Origin of the sequence: Streptomyces sp. NPDC088400, from assembly GCF_044753355.1 — a bacterium.
Lineage (GTDB): Bacteria > Actinomycetota > Actinomycetes > Streptomycetales > Streptomycetaceae > Streptomyces.
In genome coordinates, this window is sequence record NZ_JBIVMZ010000004.1 from 545,526 (window position 1) to 562,479 (window position 16,954).

12 protein-coding genes and 3 pseudogenes are annotated in these 16,954 nt (G+C 69.6%); 6 read left to right on the top strand and 9 right to left on the bottom strand.

The window, feature by feature from the left end; genetic code table 11:
- Nucleotides 1–68 precede the first annotated feature (68 nt).
- Together ACIQD6_RS13725 and ACIQD6_RS13730 are read right to left on the bottom strand one after the other, a co-directional pair.
- Complete coding sequence (locus ACIQD6_RS13725) at nt 69–782, bottom strand: hypothetical protein (protein ID WP_401881602.1); 714 nt, start codon at nt 780–782, stop codon at nt 69–71.
- Nucleotides 775–1,554, bottom strand: a complete 780-nt coding sequence (locus ACIQD6_RS13730) for an alpha/beta hydrolase (RefSeq protein WP_401881604.1) — start codon at nt 1,552–1,554, stop codon at nt 775–777. The genes ACIQD6_RS13725 and ACIQD6_RS13730 overlap by 8 nt, the downstream gene beginning before the upstream one ends.
- 147 nt (nt 1,555–1,701) lie before the next feature.
- On the opposite strand from ACIQD6_RS13730, the gene ACIQD6_RS13735 reads away from it, so the two are divergent.
- The 4 genes from ACIQD6_RS13735 (at nt 1,702) to ACIQD6_RS13750 (ending at nt 5,694) form a co-directional block, all read left to right on the top strand.
- Entirely contained in the window at nt 1,702–2,436 is a 735-nt protein-coding gene (locus tag ACIQD6_RS13735; RefSeq protein ID WP_401881606.1) for a lysophospholipid acyltransferase family protein, read from the top strand.
- A 210-nt stretch (nt 2,437–2,646) separates the two neighbouring features.
- A complete protein-coding gene (macS, locus tag ACIQD6_RS13740) occupies nt 2,647–3,837 on the top strand; it encodes a MacS family sensor histidine kinase (RefSeq protein ID WP_401881608.1) in 1,191 nt (396 codons plus the stop codon).
- Nucleotides 3,834–4,520, top strand: coding sequence for a response regulator (locus ACIQD6_RS13745; RefSeq protein ID WP_401881610.1), 687 nt, complete (start codon nt 3,834–3,836; stop codon nt 4,518–4,520). Before macS ends, ACIQD6_RS13745 begins: the two co-directional genes overlap by 4 nt.
- Nucleotides 4,521–4,665: 145 nt before the next feature.
- Nucleotides 4,666–5,694, top strand: a complete 1,029-nt coding sequence (locus ACIQD6_RS13750; protein ID WP_401881612.1) for a 6-phosphofructokinase — start codon at nt 4,666–4,668, stop codon at nt 5,692–5,694.
- Nucleotides 5,695–5,962: 268 nt separating this feature from the next.
- Here the strand turns inward: ACIQD6_RS13750 and ACIQD6_RS13755 are convergent.
- From ACIQD6_RS13755 to ACIQD6_RS13780, 6 genes and pseudogenes are all read right to left on the bottom strand, one after another.
- Nucleotides 5,963–7,176, bottom strand: a pseudogene (locus ACIQD6_RS13755) (glycosyltransferase).
- A pseudogene (locus tag ACIQD6_RS13760) lies at nt 7,173–7,970 on the bottom strand (MerR family transcriptional regulator). Before ACIQD6_RS13760 ends, ACIQD6_RS13755 begins: the two co-directional pseudogenes overlap by 4 nt.
- A 229-nt stretch (nt 7,971–8,199) precedes the next feature.
- The gene (locus ACIQD6_RS13765) at nt 8,200–8,766 is read right to left on the bottom strand and encodes a pentapeptide repeat-containing protein (protein ID WP_401881614.1); all 567 of its coding nucleotides are present in this window, start codon (nt 8,764–8,766) and stop codon (nt 8,200–8,202) included.
- A 1,150-nt stretch (nt 8,767–9,916) separates the two neighbouring features.
- The gene (locus ACIQD6_RS13770) at nt 9,917–11,251 is read right to left on the bottom strand and encodes a hypothetical protein (RefSeq protein WP_401881616.1); all 1,335 of its coding nucleotides are present in this window, start codon (nt 11,249–11,251) and stop codon (nt 9,917–9,919) included.
- A 489-nt stretch (nt 11,252–11,740) separates the two neighbouring features.
- Nucleotides 11,741–11,917: pseudogene (locus tag ACIQD6_RS13775) on the bottom strand (hypothetical protein); the annotation flags it as partial.
- Nucleotides 11,918–12,344: 427 nt separating this feature from the next.
- Nucleotides 12,345–14,288 carry an anthranilate synthase family protein gene (locus ACIQD6_RS13780; RefSeq protein ID WP_401881618.1) on the bottom strand — a complete coding sequence of 648 codons (1,944 nt, stop codon included), beginning with the start codon at nt 14,286–14,288 and terminating at the stop codon, nt 12,345–12,347.
- A gap of 312 nt (nt 14,289–14,600) precedes the next feature.
- On the opposite strand from ACIQD6_RS13780, the gene ACIQD6_RS13785 reads away from it, so the two are divergent.
- Nucleotides 14,601–15,953: a class II 3-deoxy-7-phosphoheptulonate synthase gene (locus tag ACIQD6_RS13785; protein WP_401881619.1), complete on the top strand. Its 1,353-nt coding sequence runs from the start codon at nt 14,601–14,603 to the stop codon at nt 15,951–15,953.
- Nucleotides 15,954–16,122: 169 nt separating this feature from the next.
- Nucleotides 16,123–16,383 carry a bacterioferritin-associated ferredoxin gene (locus ACIQD6_RS13790; RefSeq protein WP_401881621.1) on the top strand — a complete coding sequence of 87 codons (261 nt, stop codon included), beginning with the start codon at nt 16,123–16,125 and terminating at the stop codon, nt 16,381–16,383.
- A gap of 16 nt (nt 16,384–16,399) precedes the next feature.
- Here the strand turns inward: ACIQD6_RS13790 and bfr are convergent, their stop codons facing one another.
- The gene (gene bfr / locus ACIQD6_RS13795) at nt 16,400–16,879 is read right to left on the bottom strand and encodes a bacterioferritin (protein ID WP_401881623.1); all 480 of its coding nucleotides are present in this window, start codon (nt 16,877–16,879) and stop codon (nt 16,400–16,402) included.
- Nucleotides 16,880–16,954: the final 75 nt, after the last annotated feature.

Genomic DNA, 16,954 nt, shown 5'->3' on the forward strand with positions numbered 1-16,954 from the left:
GACCCGGCCTTGAACCGGCGCGTACGGTACGCCAGTTCCCCGTATGTCCCGTCCGGCGGCCGTCCCCGTCAGACGACCGCGCCGCGCCCCGGGTCATCGGACTCGTCGTCGTCCTTCTCCATCCGGGCCACCAGGGTGACGAAACCGCCCAGGAAGCCGCCGATGCAGATCGTGGTCAGCCACCACGTCATCTCCCACCGCAACAGGACGGCGACCAGCATCAGCACCGGCCCGCCGATCACCGCGAGCCAGGCGAACTTCGACGTCACATCCGCCTCGGGAAGCGGCGGCGGCTCCGGCGGTACGAAATGCCCCTCGTCACCGTCCCCGTCACCGCCGTCGAGGTCCTCGTCCCGGGACTCGGGCATCGAGTAGTCGCGCGGCCCGGCACCGCCCACACCGGGCGCGAAGGAGATCGAACTGCCCAGCAAGGGCTTCCCGTCACCAGGACCCTTCGCCGGCTCCGAGGCCTTCTCCAGCCCCTTCTCGGGATCCCCCTCCCGGCCCTTGACCGTGTCCCGGCCGGCGTCCGACCTGGCCTCGGGACCCGCGTCGGACCCTGCTTCCGGACTCCCCGAACTCTCCGGACCTCCCGAACTCTCCGGACCTCCCGGACCCGAGCTGTTCGGCTCGGTCTCCAGCAGGGCCAGATCCTCCACCGACTTGAACGGCTTGGCGCCCGGCGGATCCGCCGGCTCCTCGCCGTATCCGGCGACGATCGCCGCCCAGGCCGCGTCCTCGTCGATCGGCTGCGGCTCGCGGTCCGCGTCATGCTCAGCCACCGCTGGTGCTCCCCTTCTTCCCGACTCTCGGAGCGAGCCGGCCTATGAACGCGTGGCTCTCGTCGAAAATCAGCTCCGCGTCATGGTCCAACGTCGCGACGTGGTAGCTCTGTTCCAGCAGGACCTCACGGACATCCCGGGACGAGACCCGGGAGAGGACCCGGGCCGAGTCGGCCGGTGGCACCACGTGGTCCCGCACGCTGTGCAGCAGCAGCAACGGCTGGGTCACCTGGGGCAGCTCCGAGTCCACCAGCCGGAAGAAATTCCGCAGGGAGTACGCGGCGTGCAGCGGGACCCGGTCGTAACCGACCTCGTCACTGCCCTCCTTGGCGATGTCGCTCGCCAGCCCCTTGGTCGCCGGCACCAGATGACGGACGACGGGGAGCGCGTGCGCGGCCCATCCGTGCACGTTGATGCCGGGGTTGACCACGACGACTCCGCTGACCGCCCGCCCGTGTTTCGCGGCGAGCCGCAGCGCCAGCGCCCCGCCCATCGACAGGCCGAAGACGAAGACCTGGTCGCACCGGTCCAGCAACTCCCGCAACGCCCGGTCCACCTCGGCGTACCAGTCCTGCCAGCCGGTCACCTGCATGTCCTGCCAGCGCGTGCCGTGTCCGGGGAGCAGCGGCAGCGACACCGTCAGTCCGCGCTCGGCCAGATACTCGGCCCAGGGGCGCAGCGACTGCGGGGAACCGGTGAATCCGTGACAGAGAAGTACGCCGACCTCGCCGCCCTCATGGCGGTACGGCTCGGCTCCAGGAAGGACCGGCACCGGGGTCTCCTGTTCGTGAGGCTCGGAAGATGTACTTCACCGTACGCGACCGGACCGACACCGACCAGGTCCGTCCGGCCCCATGACGGAGAGCACATCGTCCCCACGGGTTAAGGTCGTGCGACAGCACAACAGGAGGCATTCGAGTTGATCTACGGCGCAATGAAGTTCTCGATCGGGGGATCCCTGAAGCTCGCCTTCAGGCCCTGGGTGGAGGGCATCGAGAACATTCCCGCCGAGGGACCGGCGATCCTCGCGAGCAACCATCTGTCCTTCTCGGACTCGTTCTTCCTGCCGGCCGTACTCGACCGCAAGGTCACCTTCATCGCCAAGGCCGAGTACTTCACGTCCCCCGGTGTGAAGGGCAGGCTCACCGCCGCCTTCTTCAAGGGCGTGGGGCAGCTGCCGGTGGACCGCTCGGGCGCGCGCGGCGCGGGCGAGGCGGCGATCCAGAGCGGAATAAAGGTCCTGGAGAGGGGCGAACTCTTCGGCATCTACCCGGAGGGCACCCGCTCGCCCGACGGCCGTCTCTACCGGGGCAAGCCCGGCGGCCTGGCGCGCGTGGCACTCGCCTCCGGTGCGCCGGTCATCCCGGTCGCCATGATCGACACCGAGAAGATCCAGCCGCCCGGCCAGGTGGTCCCCAAGCTGATGCGCCCGGGGATCAAGATCGGCAAGCCGCTGGACTTCACCCGCTATCAGGGCATGGAGGGCGACCGCTTCATCCTGAGGTCGGTGACCGACGAGGTCATGTACGAGATCATGAAGCTCTCCGGCCAGGAGTACGTCGACATCTACGCGACGGCGGCGAAGCGTCAACTGGCCGAAGAGGCAAAGGCATCCGCGAGCAAGGAGCCCGGGGGCGCGGCGCAGGGCGAGTGAGCCGAGGGGCACGCCGCTGCCGAAGGGCCGGCGCGCGGAGGCCATCGTACGGAACGAGCGGCCGAAGGCGGTCGACCTCTGTGGCCGCCCCGGGCGGCGCGGACGCGGCGAGCGTCCCCACGGCGGACCAGCGCGAAAAAGTCCCGGAGGCGGACCGAGTCGAAAAGGCGGACCGAGCGAAAAGGGCGGACCGAGTCGAAATGGGGGGCTATGTCGGTTGAGCAGCCGTTGTGGCGGGCGCTGAGCGCGTACCGGCCGCTGACGATGGTCTACGCGGTCCTGATCTTCGTCTTCGAGCGCGAGAGGTTCGAACGCCCCTGGATCGCCGCGGTCTTCCTCGCGTTCCTCGCGGTCTGGACCCTCGTCACGCTCCCCAAGGTGGCCAACGCGGTCAACTGCACCAAGCGTTTCCTGGTCGCCGACCTCGTCGTCGCGCTCACCGGCATCCTGCTCACCCCCCTGGCCGACGTGCATGCCCAGCAGATCGACGGGCCCACCCTGCCGACGATATGGGCCGCGGGATCGGTCCTCGCCTTCGCCCTCAAGGGCGGCTGGCGCTGGGCCGCGGTCGCCTCCTCCTTCGTCGCCGTCGCCAACCTCGTGGAGCGTGCCCACCCCAGCCGGGACACTCTCCACAACGTCCTGCTCGTGTGGCTCGCCTCCATCGCCATCGGGTACGTCGTCGAGGTCGCCCGCGCCTCCGAACGCGCCCTGGCCCGCGCCCTGGAGGTCGAGGCGGCGACCCGCGAACGCGAACGGCTGGCCCGGGACATCCACGACGGCGTGCTCCAGGTGCTGGCGATGGTGCAGCGACGCGGTACGGCGCTGGGTGGCGAGGCCGCCGAGCTGGGGCGGATGGCGGGGGAGCAGGAAATCGCCCTGCGGACCCTTGTCTCCAGCGGACTGGTGCCCACCTCACGGGCGCCGCAGGACCTCGGCGCCGTGGCCCGTACCGCCGGGCGCGACCGTCCCTCCGACGACGGCCCGGCCGACGAGCGGGGCCCGTGCGACCTGCGTTCACTGCTCGCGCCGTACGCCGGCTCGAAGGTCACCTTCGCGGAACCCGGCGCTCCGGTTCTGCTGCAACCGGCGGCGGCCAGGGAGCTGGCGGCCGCTGTCAGTGCCGCACTGGACAATGTCGACAGACACGCGGGCACCGACGCCCGCGCCTGGATTCTGGTCGAGGACTGGCCGGACGAAGTGATCGTGACCGTCAGGGACGACGGTCCGGGAATCCCGGAAGGCCGGCTCGCCCAGGCCGAGGGGGAGGGACGCCTGGGCGTCGCCCTCTCGATCCGCGGCCGGCTGCGGGACCTGGGCGGCTCCGCCGAGTTGATCTCGGTTCCCGGCCAGGGCACAGAAGTCGAGTTGAAGGTCCCACGGGGGAAGGCGGAACGATGAGTGAGCAGAGCGTGCCCGGCACGGAGGCGATCAGGGTCATGGTGGTCGACGACCACCCGATGTGGCGGGACGCCGTCGCCCGTGACCTGGCCGCGGCCGGCTGTGACGTCGTCGCGACGGCGGGAGACGGCCCGCAGGCGGTGCGGCGCGCCACGGCCACCACCCCGCAGGTGCTCGTGCTCGACCTCAACCTGCCCGGCATGCCGGGCGCCACGGTCTGCAAGGAGCTGATCAGCTCCCTTCCCGGGCTGCGCGTCCTCGTCCTCTCCGCCAGCGGCGAGCACGCCGACGTCCTGGAAGCGGTGAAGTCCGGCGCCACCGGCTATCTGCTCAAGTCGGCCAGCACGGACGAGTTGACGGACGCGGTCCGCCGTACCGCGGTGGGTGACCCGGTCTTCACCCCCGGCCTGGCCGGCCTGGTGCTCGGCGAGTACCGCAGGCTCGCCTCGGAGCCGGCCCCCGCCCGCCCCGACGACCCCTCCGTCCCGCAACTGACCGAGCGGGAGACCGAAGTGCTGCGCCTGGTCGCCAAGGGGCTCTCGTACAAGCAGATCGCCGAGCGCCTGGTCATCTCGCACCGCACCGTGCAGAACCACGTCCAGAACACCCTCGGCAAACTCCAACTGCACAACCGCGTAGAGCTGGTGCGGTACGCCATAGAGCGTGGCCTGGACGACATCTGAGCGGCCTCCGGCCCCGACCCCGCACACAAGCACCTTCATCCGCCCTCTGGTGCATCGCAATTCACCCTGCGCACCATGCCGGAGTGACCTGAGTCACCTTTCCGTGGCCCGGGTGCTTCACCGACGGCGAAGGGAAGTGCTTTCCATGCGAGTCGGAGTACTGACCGGGGGCGGCGACTGCCCCGGGCTCAACGCGGTCATCCGCGGCATCGTACGCAAGGGCGTTCAGGAGTACGGCTACGAATTCACCGGATTCCGCGACGGCTGGCGCGGCCCCCTGGACGACGACACCGTACGGCTCGACATCCCCGCCGTCCGCGGCATCCTGCCGCGCGGCGGCACCATCCTCGGCTCCTCACGCACCAATCCCCTCAAGGCGGAGGACGGCATCCTCCGGATCAGGGAGACCCTCGCCACGCACGGCGTCGACGCGCTGATCGTGATCGGCGGCGAGGACACCCTGGGCGTGGCGGCCACGCTCACCGATACGCACGGCATTCCCTGTGTCGGCGTTCCCAAGACCATCGACAACGACCTGTCCGCCACGGACTACACCTTCGGCTTCGACACCGCGGTCGGCATCGCCACCGAGGCCATCGACCGGCTGCACACCACCGCCGAGTCCCATATGCGTGTCCTGGTCTGCGAAGTGATGGGACGCCACGCGGGCTGGATAGCCCTGCACTCGGGCCTGGCCGGCGGCGCGAACGCCATCCTCATCCCGGAACAGCGCTTCGACGTCGACCAGGTCTGCGCCTGGGTGACCTCACGTTTCAAGGCGTCGTACGCCCCGATCGTCGTCATCGCCGAGGGCGCGATGCCCAAGGACGGCGATCTGGTCCTCAAGGACGGCACGCTGGACTCCTTCGGCCACGTCCGGCTGTCGGGCATCGGCGAATGGCTGGCCAAGGAGATCGAGAAACGCACGGGCAAGGAGGCCAGGACGACCGTACTCGGCCATGTCCAACGCGGCGGCACCCCGAGCGCCTTCGACCGCTGGCTGGCCACCCGCTTCGGGTTGCACGCGATCGACGCGGTACGCGACGGCGATTACGGAAAGATGGTGGCGCTGCGGGGGACGGACATCGTGCGCGTACCGATCGCGGAAGCGACGGCGAGACTGAAAACGGTGGGGCCGGAGCTGTACGAGGAGGTATCGGTCTTCTTCGGCTGAGACCGACCGGCGATCGGGGAGCGTCGCGAGGGTGGGCGGGGCCCTGATGTCGTAGAGCGTGGCCGGGGTGGTGGTCACATCCGTGATGGCGTTCACCGCGTCGTCGCGGGTACAGGTGGGGGTTCCTCCAGCCGCACTCCCGCCATGCCGGTGAGTGATTGCCCCGCGATCACTCACCGGCTCTGCCCGGCCGCTGTGGTGACCGGGCCCTTCCCATCGGCACGCTGTACTCGTTCCGAAAGATCTTGGGAGCGCTGGAGTCGTGTCATCACCTCCTGGCCAACAGCTGGATGGCATCGAGGGCCTGGCCTGCTCCGTCCTCGGTCACCATGTGTTGCGCCGCTCTCGCGGCAGCTCGTGTGTATGTCTGCTGCCTCACGACTCGGTCGAGGGAGTCGGCGAGCCGTTCGGCGGTGAGGGATCGAAAGGGGATCGGGTCGGTGGCGGCACCGAGGGCGGCAAGTCGTCCAGCCCAGAACGGCTGGTCAGCGGTCACCGGTACGGTGACCGCTGGTACTCCGGCTCGCAGCGCGGCGGCCGAGGTGCCGGCCCCGGCGTGGTGGACCAGCGCGGCCAGTCGCGGGAGCAGCAGGGCGTGCGGTAGGTCTCCGATGGTGAGGACGTCGTCGCCGTCGGCCGCGAGCCCGGCACTGCCGGCTTGGAGGATGCCGCGCAGCCCGGCGCGACGCAGGGCTCGCACGGCGATCTCGCTCAGCCGTTCCCCGTCTCCGGCCCCCATGCTCCCGAAGCCGATGAGGACGGGCCGGGGCCCGGCACGGAGGAAGTCCTCCAGGTCCGTGGGCAGCCGTTCGGCCGCGCCGAGGTGAGGCCACCAGGTGCCCACGACCTGCAGACCGGAACGCCAGTCGGAGGGGCGTGGCACCAGTGCCGTGCTGAAGCCGTGCAGGATGGGCCAGTTCGCCTGTTCCTGCCGCCGGCGCATCGCGGAGGCGGAGACCGGGGGCAGCTGGAGGCGGTGGCGCAGCATCGCGACCGCATGTTCGTAGACGCGGTCGGCCATGCGGAGAGCGAAGCGTCCGGTTGTGCGGTTGACGGGGCGGCCCAGTGAGCGGGAGCTTGTGATGACGGGCGGGAAGTCGCCGGTCGGTGCCGTGGGTTGGAGGTACACGCCGAGGCTCGGTGTGCCTGTGGCCTCGGTGAGGTGCCGGCCGAGCGGGGCCGTGGTGGTCGAGAGCAGGAGCAGATCCGTGCTGTCGGCCATCGCGTCGGCGAACCCCTGGCCCAGTTCGGTGATGAACGCGGCTGCGCGCGTATCAGTTCCTGTCTGCCCGTGACGCCGCCGCGTATCCGCTGGTCGGCGGGGAGACTGCGGAATTCCAGTCCGGCGTCGCGTACGAGGGGTGCGAAGGTGTCTGTGGTGGCGAGGGTGACGTCGTATCCGGCCCGGCGCAGTTCGGCGCCCAGACCCGTGTAGGGCGCGACGTCGCCGCGTGATCCGGCCGCGGCGATCAGGATCTTCATCGGTCCTCCTGGGATTCGGTACGGCGACCTGCGTTGCGAACCGCGTTGGCGTGGACCGCCTTGCACGCGTAAGCGGCCAGGCCGGGGCGCTGCTGTGACGGGGGTACGACCAGGGCGAAGGCGCGTGGGTCGGTGAGAAGTCGTCCGCGATGCGCCGGTGCATCGCGGGCGGGCAGGAAGTGAACCAGCGTGAGATGTGCAGGCGGTGCTCCTCGGCGAGGTCCATGGCCCGCTCGCCGTCGCTCGGCTCACCCTCGTCGAAGGCTGCGAGCAGCTCCGCGCGCCAGGCGGTGGCCTCGCCCATGAGCTGCCGCCAGTCCTCCTTGGTGTGAGCGGCCGCGCGCCATCGCCTCGCGCTGTCCCTCCGAGTGCGCCCACTTCAGCTCTGCCTGAGTGGCGTAGCTCAGGTCGAAGGTGATCTCACCGAAGACCTCGAAGCGTTCCTGAGGAGTCAGGGTCACCCCGGTCTCCTGGACCTCGATGGCTCGCTCCGCCACATCGGACAGCTGCCGCAACCTGGTGATCTCCTCACTCAACTGCCGCTGCCGGGCTCGCAGATGCTCCAGGGCGTTCGCCTGTGGATCCTTGAGTATCGCGGCGATCTCATCGAGGGTGATGCCGAGCTCGCGGTAGAAGAGGATCTGCTGGAGACGCGTCAGGTCGGCGTCGCTGTAGAGCTGGTAGCCGGTGCGGCTGCGGCCACTGGGTGAGAGCAGCCCCGCCTTGTCGTAGTGATACAGCGTGCGCACCGTCACCCCGGCGAACGCCGAGACCTGCCCCACGGAGTAGCTCATCCGCCTGCCCCCTTCGTCGGTATACAGCCTCAACCCTGAGGTAAGGGGAGGGTCAACTCGCGCTCGCGAACGGCTGCACAGCGCCTGGTCGACCGGAAGTCCGTGTCGGGAGTGGGGTGGAGCCACAGCCTCGCCCGTGGCGATGTCGGGCTGGCCCTGGTGGCGGTAGAGGTCGCATGTCCGGACGAGGCAAGACATCCGCCAAGACGGCCGCTGCTGCGAGGTGGGGCTACGAGAGCCTGGCAGGCAGCCGCGTCTTACCGTCGATACGGGCTGAGTCGACCTGATTCTTCGTCAGATTCACCGCGCCGCTCAGGTCCGCGCCGCTGAGGTCCGCGCCGCTGAGGTTCGCGCCGCTCAGGTCCGTGTCCCGCAGGTCCGAACGGCCCAGAGCCGCCTGTGTTGAGGGCCCGGGTTCGACGTTGGGGAGCTTGGCGGCACGGAGGTCCAGGCGGAAGGTGTCGTCGTGGGCCGTGTCGCGGGTGGCGAGGACAGTGAGGGCGGCATCGACGTCGGCCGGGATGTCCTGGCCCTTCGCGGGGGGTTTGGCGGCGTGGGTGCGGATGTAGGTGGCGAGGACGTTGGCGATGGTGGGCTGGTCGCGGCGGGAGTCCTGCATGATCCGCTGCAAGGCGTAGATGCCGCCCAGCCGCACGTCCATCTTTTCGCTACCCGGGTTCACCACCGCTGCGGTGTATCGGTCGGTTACCTGCCCCTCCTTGGTCAGCGCCCGGTCGTCCCGCGCCTGGATGCTGGAGTACCAGAGTCCTACCACCGCCACGACGGCGGTGACCACGACGGTGACCAGCTCGATCCGGCGCGCCCAGTCCAGAACCTCGGGGCGTCCCTCAGGAGTTGGCGGAGTCTCCGATGGCGCCGCGGAACTTCCTCCCGGACCGGCGGAGGTCCGGGCAGCGAGACGGGTCGTGCGGCGCAATCGTGGGCGACGGGCAGGTGCGGGACACATGCTGGTATTTGATCTCGAACACCCGGTCTACCGCAGCGATTTCACGCTTGAACGTACTCACTCGGTGGATCGCCTGAAGATCTGAGACGTCGCCCGCGGTGCCGCCGGCGGGGACGTGGACGCGGAAGCGACGGCAGAACGCCAGTGCTTCCGTCCGTTCAAGAGAAGACCGAGTTGATCGAGGTCGTCCGTATCACCGACCCAATGAGGCATCTCAGCGCCGAGGACTTGGTGGGTGACGATGTTGCGATCTGGGAGGCGGCTCAGGTCGGCGAGGCCTCACGTTGATCAGCTCTGTGCCGGACGGTGAGCCGCACAGTTGTTTCATCCCGGGCTGGGGTTATCCGTGCTCACAGCGCCACCGACCTGCTCTTCCAGATCGCCTTCCGCTTCCAGTGCCGTGGCGCCCGCCTGTGGGGGGCCTGCCGTACCCGGCGAGTTGGATGGCATCCACGGCTTCGAGCCGGACAGCGCTCCGGCTCTTGAGCTGCTTCAACGGTTTCGCGGCTCCATGCCTGGCCGACTCAGAAAGCTCTTCCGGCGCAGTTGAGGAGCGTCAGGCCGACCGGGGGATGCGCGCCCGCTCGGCGACTTCGGCCAGTGCCGGATCGTCCGGTCGCGTCCAGCGAGACCGGACAGTGCCCGGGCCAAGACGCTGACTGTCCCGGACAAGCAACGACTGTCCGGGACAGTCACAAACTGTTGCTCCGGCTCGGCCAATGTCAGCAAGCTCGATGCCGCAAAGATGCAAGAGCGACAGGGCAGGACACGAACTCTGTGTTCCTGCTGAGGGAGAGAATCATGCAAATTCGTCGTGCTATCGCGACCACGGCCGTCGGCACCGCACTTGTGCTCGGTGTCTCGGTCGGGCCGGCGCCGCGGCGGGGGGCGCGCAGTTGATGAACACGTCAGGAGTAACGGAGCCTCCAGGTTCGAAGGGGCGGAGACGCCGGAGCGCCACTCCGGCCGGGAGGTCTGTCTACTCCCACACCCGCTCCGCGCACGCTGACCGGATCTCCTCCAGCAGCTCTTGGTAGTGCCCGCCGTACGTGTTCACCGCGTGACACACCGCATCCAGTGCCGCTTTCAACGGGTCAGGCTCGGCTGCGGCGAGCACGGCGGGAAGAGCGAAGTGCGGTTGAGAGATTCGTACGGGGCCACGCGGATTGGCGGTGGCCTGCACCACCACGGCGGCACCGTGCCCCACGACTCCGATCGCCGTCGCCCTCTCGTCGGCCGGCACCGTCGGTACGAACCTTCCCAGTGCCCGGCCGAGGCCCCGCCGCCCGCGCCCGTTATCCCTCGACTCCTCGGCCGGGACCCACGTCCACCCGGCCGCCGGAGGGGGCGTCGGTGGGCGGTAGGGCGGCCGCTCGGGAGGTATCGCCTCAAGTACTGACCGCGTCGGGACCTTCGGATCGGACCGCAGGGTCTCCCACAGCCGGGCCGTGTCGTCGAACGGCGGCGGCAGTGGACGTCTCTCCTCCAACGCGGTGAACGCCTGGGTGACCCACGGAACGTCGATCAGGCCCGCCGCCTCACAGGCCCGCCGGGCGGCCAACAACGCCACCGCACGCTGAACCTCGGGCCCTTCGGCATCAAGCGCGTGCACCAGGTCGCTGTCGAAGCGGAGCAGACCACGGACACCGCCAACGACACCGCGCAGCCTCACGCTCGGCAGCCGTCCGCCCCACTCCCACTGCTCGCGGTGCAGTCGCCGCTCCTCGGCGGCACGCTCCTCCGCCTGACGGGCCAGGCGTTCGGTCTCGGCGCGCTGCTCGGGTGTGGGCGGTGGCGGAAGTTCGCGCGCGTGTCGGTGCCAGGACGCGGCGTTCCGCGAGGTCTGGCGGACCACACGGTCCGGGCCAGGCGGTGCGGACCAGAACTGCAGGAGGTAGCTGTCCACCTGCGGCTCCCCGGACACTCTGGTATCGCGCTCCCGTCCCTTGTCCATCCCCCGGGCGCAGTACCGCACCCGGTAGTCGGTCCGGGCGAGATCCAGATCCCACGCGGCCTCGCCCGCCCACTGCACCAAACTGGTGCGTTCCGACACCGGGCGGAAGGACACCTCCACCACGTCCTCCCAGACCGGGTCCAACGGAGGTTCCTCGTCGTGGACCTCCACGACGAAGCCGACGTTCCCCGTGTGCAGTCCAGTGATCAGCCAGAGCACACCCGGGACCGCGGCCCCGCACAGCCCTCCGCTCTGGCCTGCAAACGCCTCGGAAAGACCCGGGATCCCACTGTCCGGATCGCTCTCGACGTAAATCTGACCGTAGTGAACGTGCACCTCGCCTGTGACAGGCCTACGCACAGCACCCCACCCTTCGTAGCCGACGGCCCTCGGGAACCCTCTGTCGGACGGACCGTCATATGCTCCGCATCTTGCCGCAGGCCACTGACAACAGGTCAGACGACAAGACGGGCTGGGCCGCAGCCTTCTTGTCCATCTGTCAGCAAGGGTCCGCCCAGATGTGAGAGGCGAACAGCACCGCGAACACCGGGGCGAAGACGGCTCCCGACGTCATGACTGTCACTTCCGGGGATGCACCCTGGGACGAGGTGCTGACGTTGGACAACCGAGACAGCCAAGACCGCCAGCGAACACGACCCGGCACCCGGTCCAGCCCCTGACCGAGACACCGTCTCGCATCTGGTGGAGCGGTACGGGCCCGAACGCGTCGAAGGGGGCTCCACACAGGGCGCTGCTCGCGGACGTCCTTGATGGACCTGGAGCCCCTCGGCCTTGCCGAGCCGGCCGTGTGAGCGGGTGCGAGCCGTCGGCCGCGCGGCTCACCGGCCGTCACCTCCCCGCCAGGTCCTGCTGGTCGGCGAGGGCCAGGAGCTTCAGGCCGAGGTCCGGCGCGGACGGGATGGTGCCCAGGATCGAGGCGAGGCCGTCGCGCTCGACCTGGTTGAGCCGGTCCCGCACGGCGTGTGCGTCACGGCGGGCGCCGACGACCGCCAGGTAGCCGTCCTCGGTGGTGACGGTGTGCTACTGAGACCGACCGGCGATTGGGAGGCGGCGTCGCCCACACCCCAACTCCCCCCCACCCGACAGGGCGTCGAGAGACCACCCCAGCTCCCACCCACCCCTAACCCCACCAGGGGCGGCCGTACGGAACCACGAGGCGGCGCGCGGTCGGGCGACGGGCGGGAGGGGGTCGGGGTCGCAGGAGGTGACGTGTCCGGACGTAAAGCGTGATTTGTGCCGCACGACAACCCGCACCCGAGAAAAAACCCGCACGCGGCGTAAATCATGCAGTCCGGACATGCGCCTCCGGAGGCCCCGGCCCCCGCACCCACCACCCACCACACACCGCACCCGCACCCGGACCCGCACCCCCTCCGCCCCCCTCCGCCCCCCGACCCCCGCCGGACGGCGCACCGCACCGCACCGCACCGACCTACGGCGCCCCCACGTCCACCGCGCGAACCGCCCCCGCGATCAGCCCCGCCACAATCCCCGGCCCATTCAGCGTCAGCACCGACTCCGGATGGAACTGCACCGACGCGAACCCCTCTCCCCGCAACCCGTGCACCTCGCCGCTCTCCCCCTCGCCGCTCCCCCTGTCGCGGCTCACCTCGACCCCGTGCGCCGCCAGTTCCTCCTCCGTCGCGTCGTCGCACCGCGCGGTGAAGCTGTTGTAGAAGCCGACGGTCTCCTCCTGGCCGAAAAGGCCGATCCGCGTCTGCGCGCCCTGGTGCGGGACTCGTTTGCGTACGGTCTCCAGGCCCAGCTCCGCCGCGATCAGCTCATGGCCGAGGCAGACGCCGAGCAGCCCGTGCCGCCGGTCGCGGAGCAGTTCGGCCGTGAGCGCGCGCAGCAGCCGCATCCTGGGGTCGGTCGCGTCCGCCGGGTCACCGGGGCCGGGGCCCAGCACCACGGGCCCTTCATGGGCAAGCGCGGCCGTCCGCAGGCCCGGCTCGTCGTAGCGCCGTACGGTCACGTCCAGCCCGGAGGACCGCAGGAGATGCGCGAGCATCGAGGTGAAGGTGTCCTCGCCGTCGATGACCAGGGCGTGCCCGGTGAGGGTCGCGGGACCGGTCCGCATCTTCAGCCAGAACGGCGCGAGGTCCGCGCGCCGGGCGTCCAGCGCGGCTCGTACCCTCGGGTCGTCGGCGAGGCGCGGGCGGCCGGATTCCGCGCGGGGCCGCCCGGGACGTACTCCCAGTGCCGCCAGCACGCCCGCCGCCTTGGCGTGGGTCTCGGCGACCTCGCTCAGGGGCTGGGAGTGGCGTACGAGCGTCGCGCCGACCGGTACCCGCAGCCCGCCGTCGCGGTCGATGTCGGCGGTACGGATCAGGATGGGGGAGTCGAGGGTCTGCGCCCCGCCGGCGTCCCGCCCGATCAGCGCGAGCGCGCCACCGTAGTAGCCGCGCCCGCCGGCCTCGTGGCGTTCGATGACGCGGCAGGCGTTCTGTACGGGCGAGCCGGTGACCGTCGCCGCGAACATCGTCTCCTTGAGGACCTCGCGCACGTCGAGCGAGGAGCGGCCGCGCAACTCGTATTCCGTATGGGCGAGATGGGCCATCTCCTTGAGCCGGGGACCGATCACCACCCCGCCGCGGTCGCCGACGGTGCACATCATCTTCAGTTCCTCGTCGACGACCATGGAGAGTTCCTCGGTCTCCTTGCGGTCGCCGAGGAAGTCCAGCAGTGCTTCCGGGGTGGGCCCCTCGGGCGGGTAGCGGAAGGTTCCGCTGATCGGGTTCATCACGACGGTGCCGCCGTTCATCCGGACGTGGACCTCCGGGCTGGCCCCGACCAGGGTGCGTGTGCCGGTGTGTACGACGAAGGTCCAGTACGCGCCCCGCTCGCCGTCGAGCAGTCGCCGGAAGAAGGCGAGGGCGTCGGCGCGCCCGAAGCCGGGGACGCGGCCTTCGAAGGTGCGCCGGATGACGAAGTTCGCGCCTTCGCCCCGGCCGATCTCGTCCTCGATGACCCGCCGCACGATGTCCGCGTAGTCGGCGTCATCGATGTCGAAGCCGCCGTCCTCGACGCGTACGTCATGGGCGGGCAGCCGGTCGAGCACCTCGCCGAGCGGCAGCTCGTACGTCTCGTCCGCGACCAGTACGGCCAGCGGCGTCCCGTCGTCCCGTACGTCGAAGCCACGTTCCCTGATCTGCCGGAACGGCACGAGGGCCAGCGAGGTCCGGTCACCGGCCGGGATGTCGGCGAGCCGGTCGGCCTCGTGCACGGCCCCGATCAGCAGCTCCACGGTGTCGTGGTCCCGGCCGGGAGTACGGCGGCGCAGCAGGGCGAAGGGCGGGCAGTCGTCGTCCAGGAGCCTGCGGAGGAGCCCGTCGAGAGGCATGTCGACGGGGCCGGGCGTGTGAAGGTCGGGCATGTGCGGTGTTCCTTCCGGGTGGAGGAATGGCCCGCTTCTCCGGTCCGAACCCGGACCCGGAAAACACTGAAGGCCGCCCCTCGGGCGGCCTTCGCGGTGTTTGTGGTGCGCGCGCGAATCAGTGGGCCGCCGGATGAGCCGGCCACCACCAGGTCTGATGCGAATGCGCGAACATGCCGGGCACGATAGCAGCGCGCGGCGCGCGGCACGCAGCACGCGGAGGGCGGCTCCGGGGGAGCACGGCGCGAGACACGCGTTCCACACTGTGAGCGCGGCGCATGGCACGCCCATCGACCCCGTAATCTGGGACGCGTGACAGTGAACGCTGAGAACCCCGCCACCCATGTGCCGTCCTGGCAAGATCTTCCCGCTGCCCAGCAGCCGGACTATCCGGACCAGGCAGCCCTGCGCGAGGTCGTGGCAGAGCTGGAGAGCTATCCGCCGCTCGTTTTCGCGGGCGAGTGCGACCAGCTGCGTGCCCGTATGGCGGCCGTCGCCCAGGGAGAGGCGTTCCTGCTCCAGGGCGGTGACTGCGCCGAGGCATTCGACGCGGTCTCCGCGGATCACATCCGGAACAAGCTCAAGACGCTCCTCCAGATGGGCGCCGTTCTCACCTACGCGGCGTCCGTGCCCGTGGTGAAGGTCGGCCGGATCGCCGGGCAGTACTCCAAGCCGCGTTCCAAGGGGACCGAGACCCGCGACGGCGTGACTCTGCCGACGTACCGCGGCGACTCCGTCAACGGCTTCGACTTCGACGAGAAGTCCCGGATCCCGGACCCCGAGCGGCTCAAGCGGATGTACCACGCGTCCGCCGCGACGCTCAATCTGGTCCGCGCCTTCACCACCGGCGGCTACGCCGACCTGCGCCAGGTGCACGCCTGGAACCAGGACTTCGTGAAGTCGTCCCCGTCCGGCCAGCGCTACGAGCAGCTCGCCCGCGAGATCGACAACGCGCTGAACTTCATGAAGGCCGCGGGCACCGACCCGGCCGAGTTCCGCACGGTCGAGTTCTACTCCTCGCACGAGGGGCTGCTGCTGGACTACGAGTCGGCGCTGACCCGGGTCGACTCCCGGACCGGCGGGCTGTACGACGTCTCGGGCCACATGATCTGGATCGGTGAGCGCACCCGCCAGCTGGACGGCGCGCACATCGAGTTCGCGTCGAAGATCAACAACCCGATCGGGATCAAGCTCGGTCCGACGACGACGGTCGACGAGGCGCTCGCGTACATCGACCGCCTCGACCCCGACCGCGAGCCCGGCCGGCTGACCTTCATCGTCCGGATGGGCGCCGACAAGGTCAGGGACAAGCTCCCCGAGCTGGTCGAGAAGGTCACGGCCTCCGGTGCCACGGTGGCCTGGGTGACGGACCCGATGCACGGCAACACCTTCGAGGCGGCCTCCGGCCACAAGACCCGCCGCTTCGACGACGTGCTGGACGAGGTCAAGGGCTTCTTCGAGGTCCACAAGTCCCTCGGCACCCACCCGGGCGGCATCCATGTCGAACTGACCGGTGACGATGTCACCGAGTGTGTGGGCGGCGGCGACGAGATCTTCGTCGACGATCTGCACCAGCGCTACGAGACGGCCTGCGACCCGCGGCTCAACCGCAGCCAGTCGCTGGACCTGGCCTTCCTGGTCGCGGAGATGTACCGCGCTCAGTAGGCGTCCGGAAGGCGTCACACAGCGCGACGATGGGGCACGGATCGATGTGATCCGTGCCCCATCGGTGTGTCCCCGACTTTTGTGCGGCGGGGCTGGCGGGTAAGGTTAGGTTAGCCTCACCGACGCTCGGCGGGGCTGGAACTACCGAACCCGCCGGGAGGTGAACCGCGTGTACGTCTGCTCGTGCTTCGGCATCACCGAGACACAGGTCAAGGAACACGCGGACGCCGGGGCGTGCACTCCCCGCCAGATAGCGTCGGCCAGCAAGGCCGGCACCGACTGCGGCTCGTGCGTACGCCAGATCCAGTCGATCCTCGGGCGCGGCGCATGCCCGCGCCGTGAGCTGCTCGATGAGGGCGCCCCCGCGTTCTCGGACCCGACCGCCCCGGACCGTACGACGGTGGCCCCGGCCCTGCGCGAAGCCGCCTGACCTCCCCGCTGCGTGCTCAGCTGTCGGGCTGCTCGATCAGCTGGGCGATGTAGAGCGCCTCACCGAGCTTCTCGACCAGTTCGAGCTGGGTGTCGAGGTAGTCGATGTGATGCTCCTCGTCCTCGAGGATCGACTCGAAAATCCCCTTGGACGTGTGGTCGCCCTTGGACCGCATGACGTCGATCCCGCGCTTGAGCCGGTCGATCGCCTCCACCTCGACCTGCCGGTCGGCCTGGAACATCTCGGTGACGGTCTGGCCGACGCGCACATGGAAGAGCCGCTGGTAGTTCGGCAGGCCCTCCAGGAAAAGAATCCGGTCGGTGAGCAGCTCGGCGTGCTTCATCTCGTCGAACGACTCGGCCCGTGTGTACTTCGCGAGTTTCGTCCAGCCGAAGTTCTCCTGCATTTTCGCGTGGAGAAAGTATTGGTTGATCGCGGTCAGTTCGGCGGTCAGCTGCTCGTTGAGAAATTCGATGACCTCGGGATCGCCCTGCATCGCAGAGGCTCCTTCCAGGCATGTGGCGGGGCAGAATGCGCGCATCTTCGCACCGTGATCGAAGGCCGTCCAGTA

Excerpts from the sequence above, each read along its gene's own strand:
- ACIQD6_RS13750 (WP_401881612.1), top strand. The coding sequence starts at position 4,666 with ATGCGAGTCGGAGTACTGACCGGGGGCGGCGACTGCCCCGGGCTCAAC.
- ACIQD6_RS13745 (WP_401881610.1), top strand. The coding sequence starts at position 3,834 with ATGAGTGAGCAGAGCGTGCCCGGCACGGAGGCGATCAGGGTCATGGTG.
- macS (WP_401881608.1), top strand. The coding sequence starts at position 2,647 with ATGTCGGTTGAGCAGCCGTTGTGGCGGGCGCTGAGCGCGTACCGGCCG.
- bfr (WP_401881623.1), bottom strand. The coding sequence starts at position 16,879 with ATGCAGGGCGATCCCGAGGTCATCGAATTTCTCAACGAGCAGCTGACC.
- ACIQD6_RS13780 (WP_401881618.1), bottom strand. The coding sequence starts at position 14,288 with ATGCCCGACCTTCACACGCCCGGCCCCGTCGACATGCCTCTCGACGGG.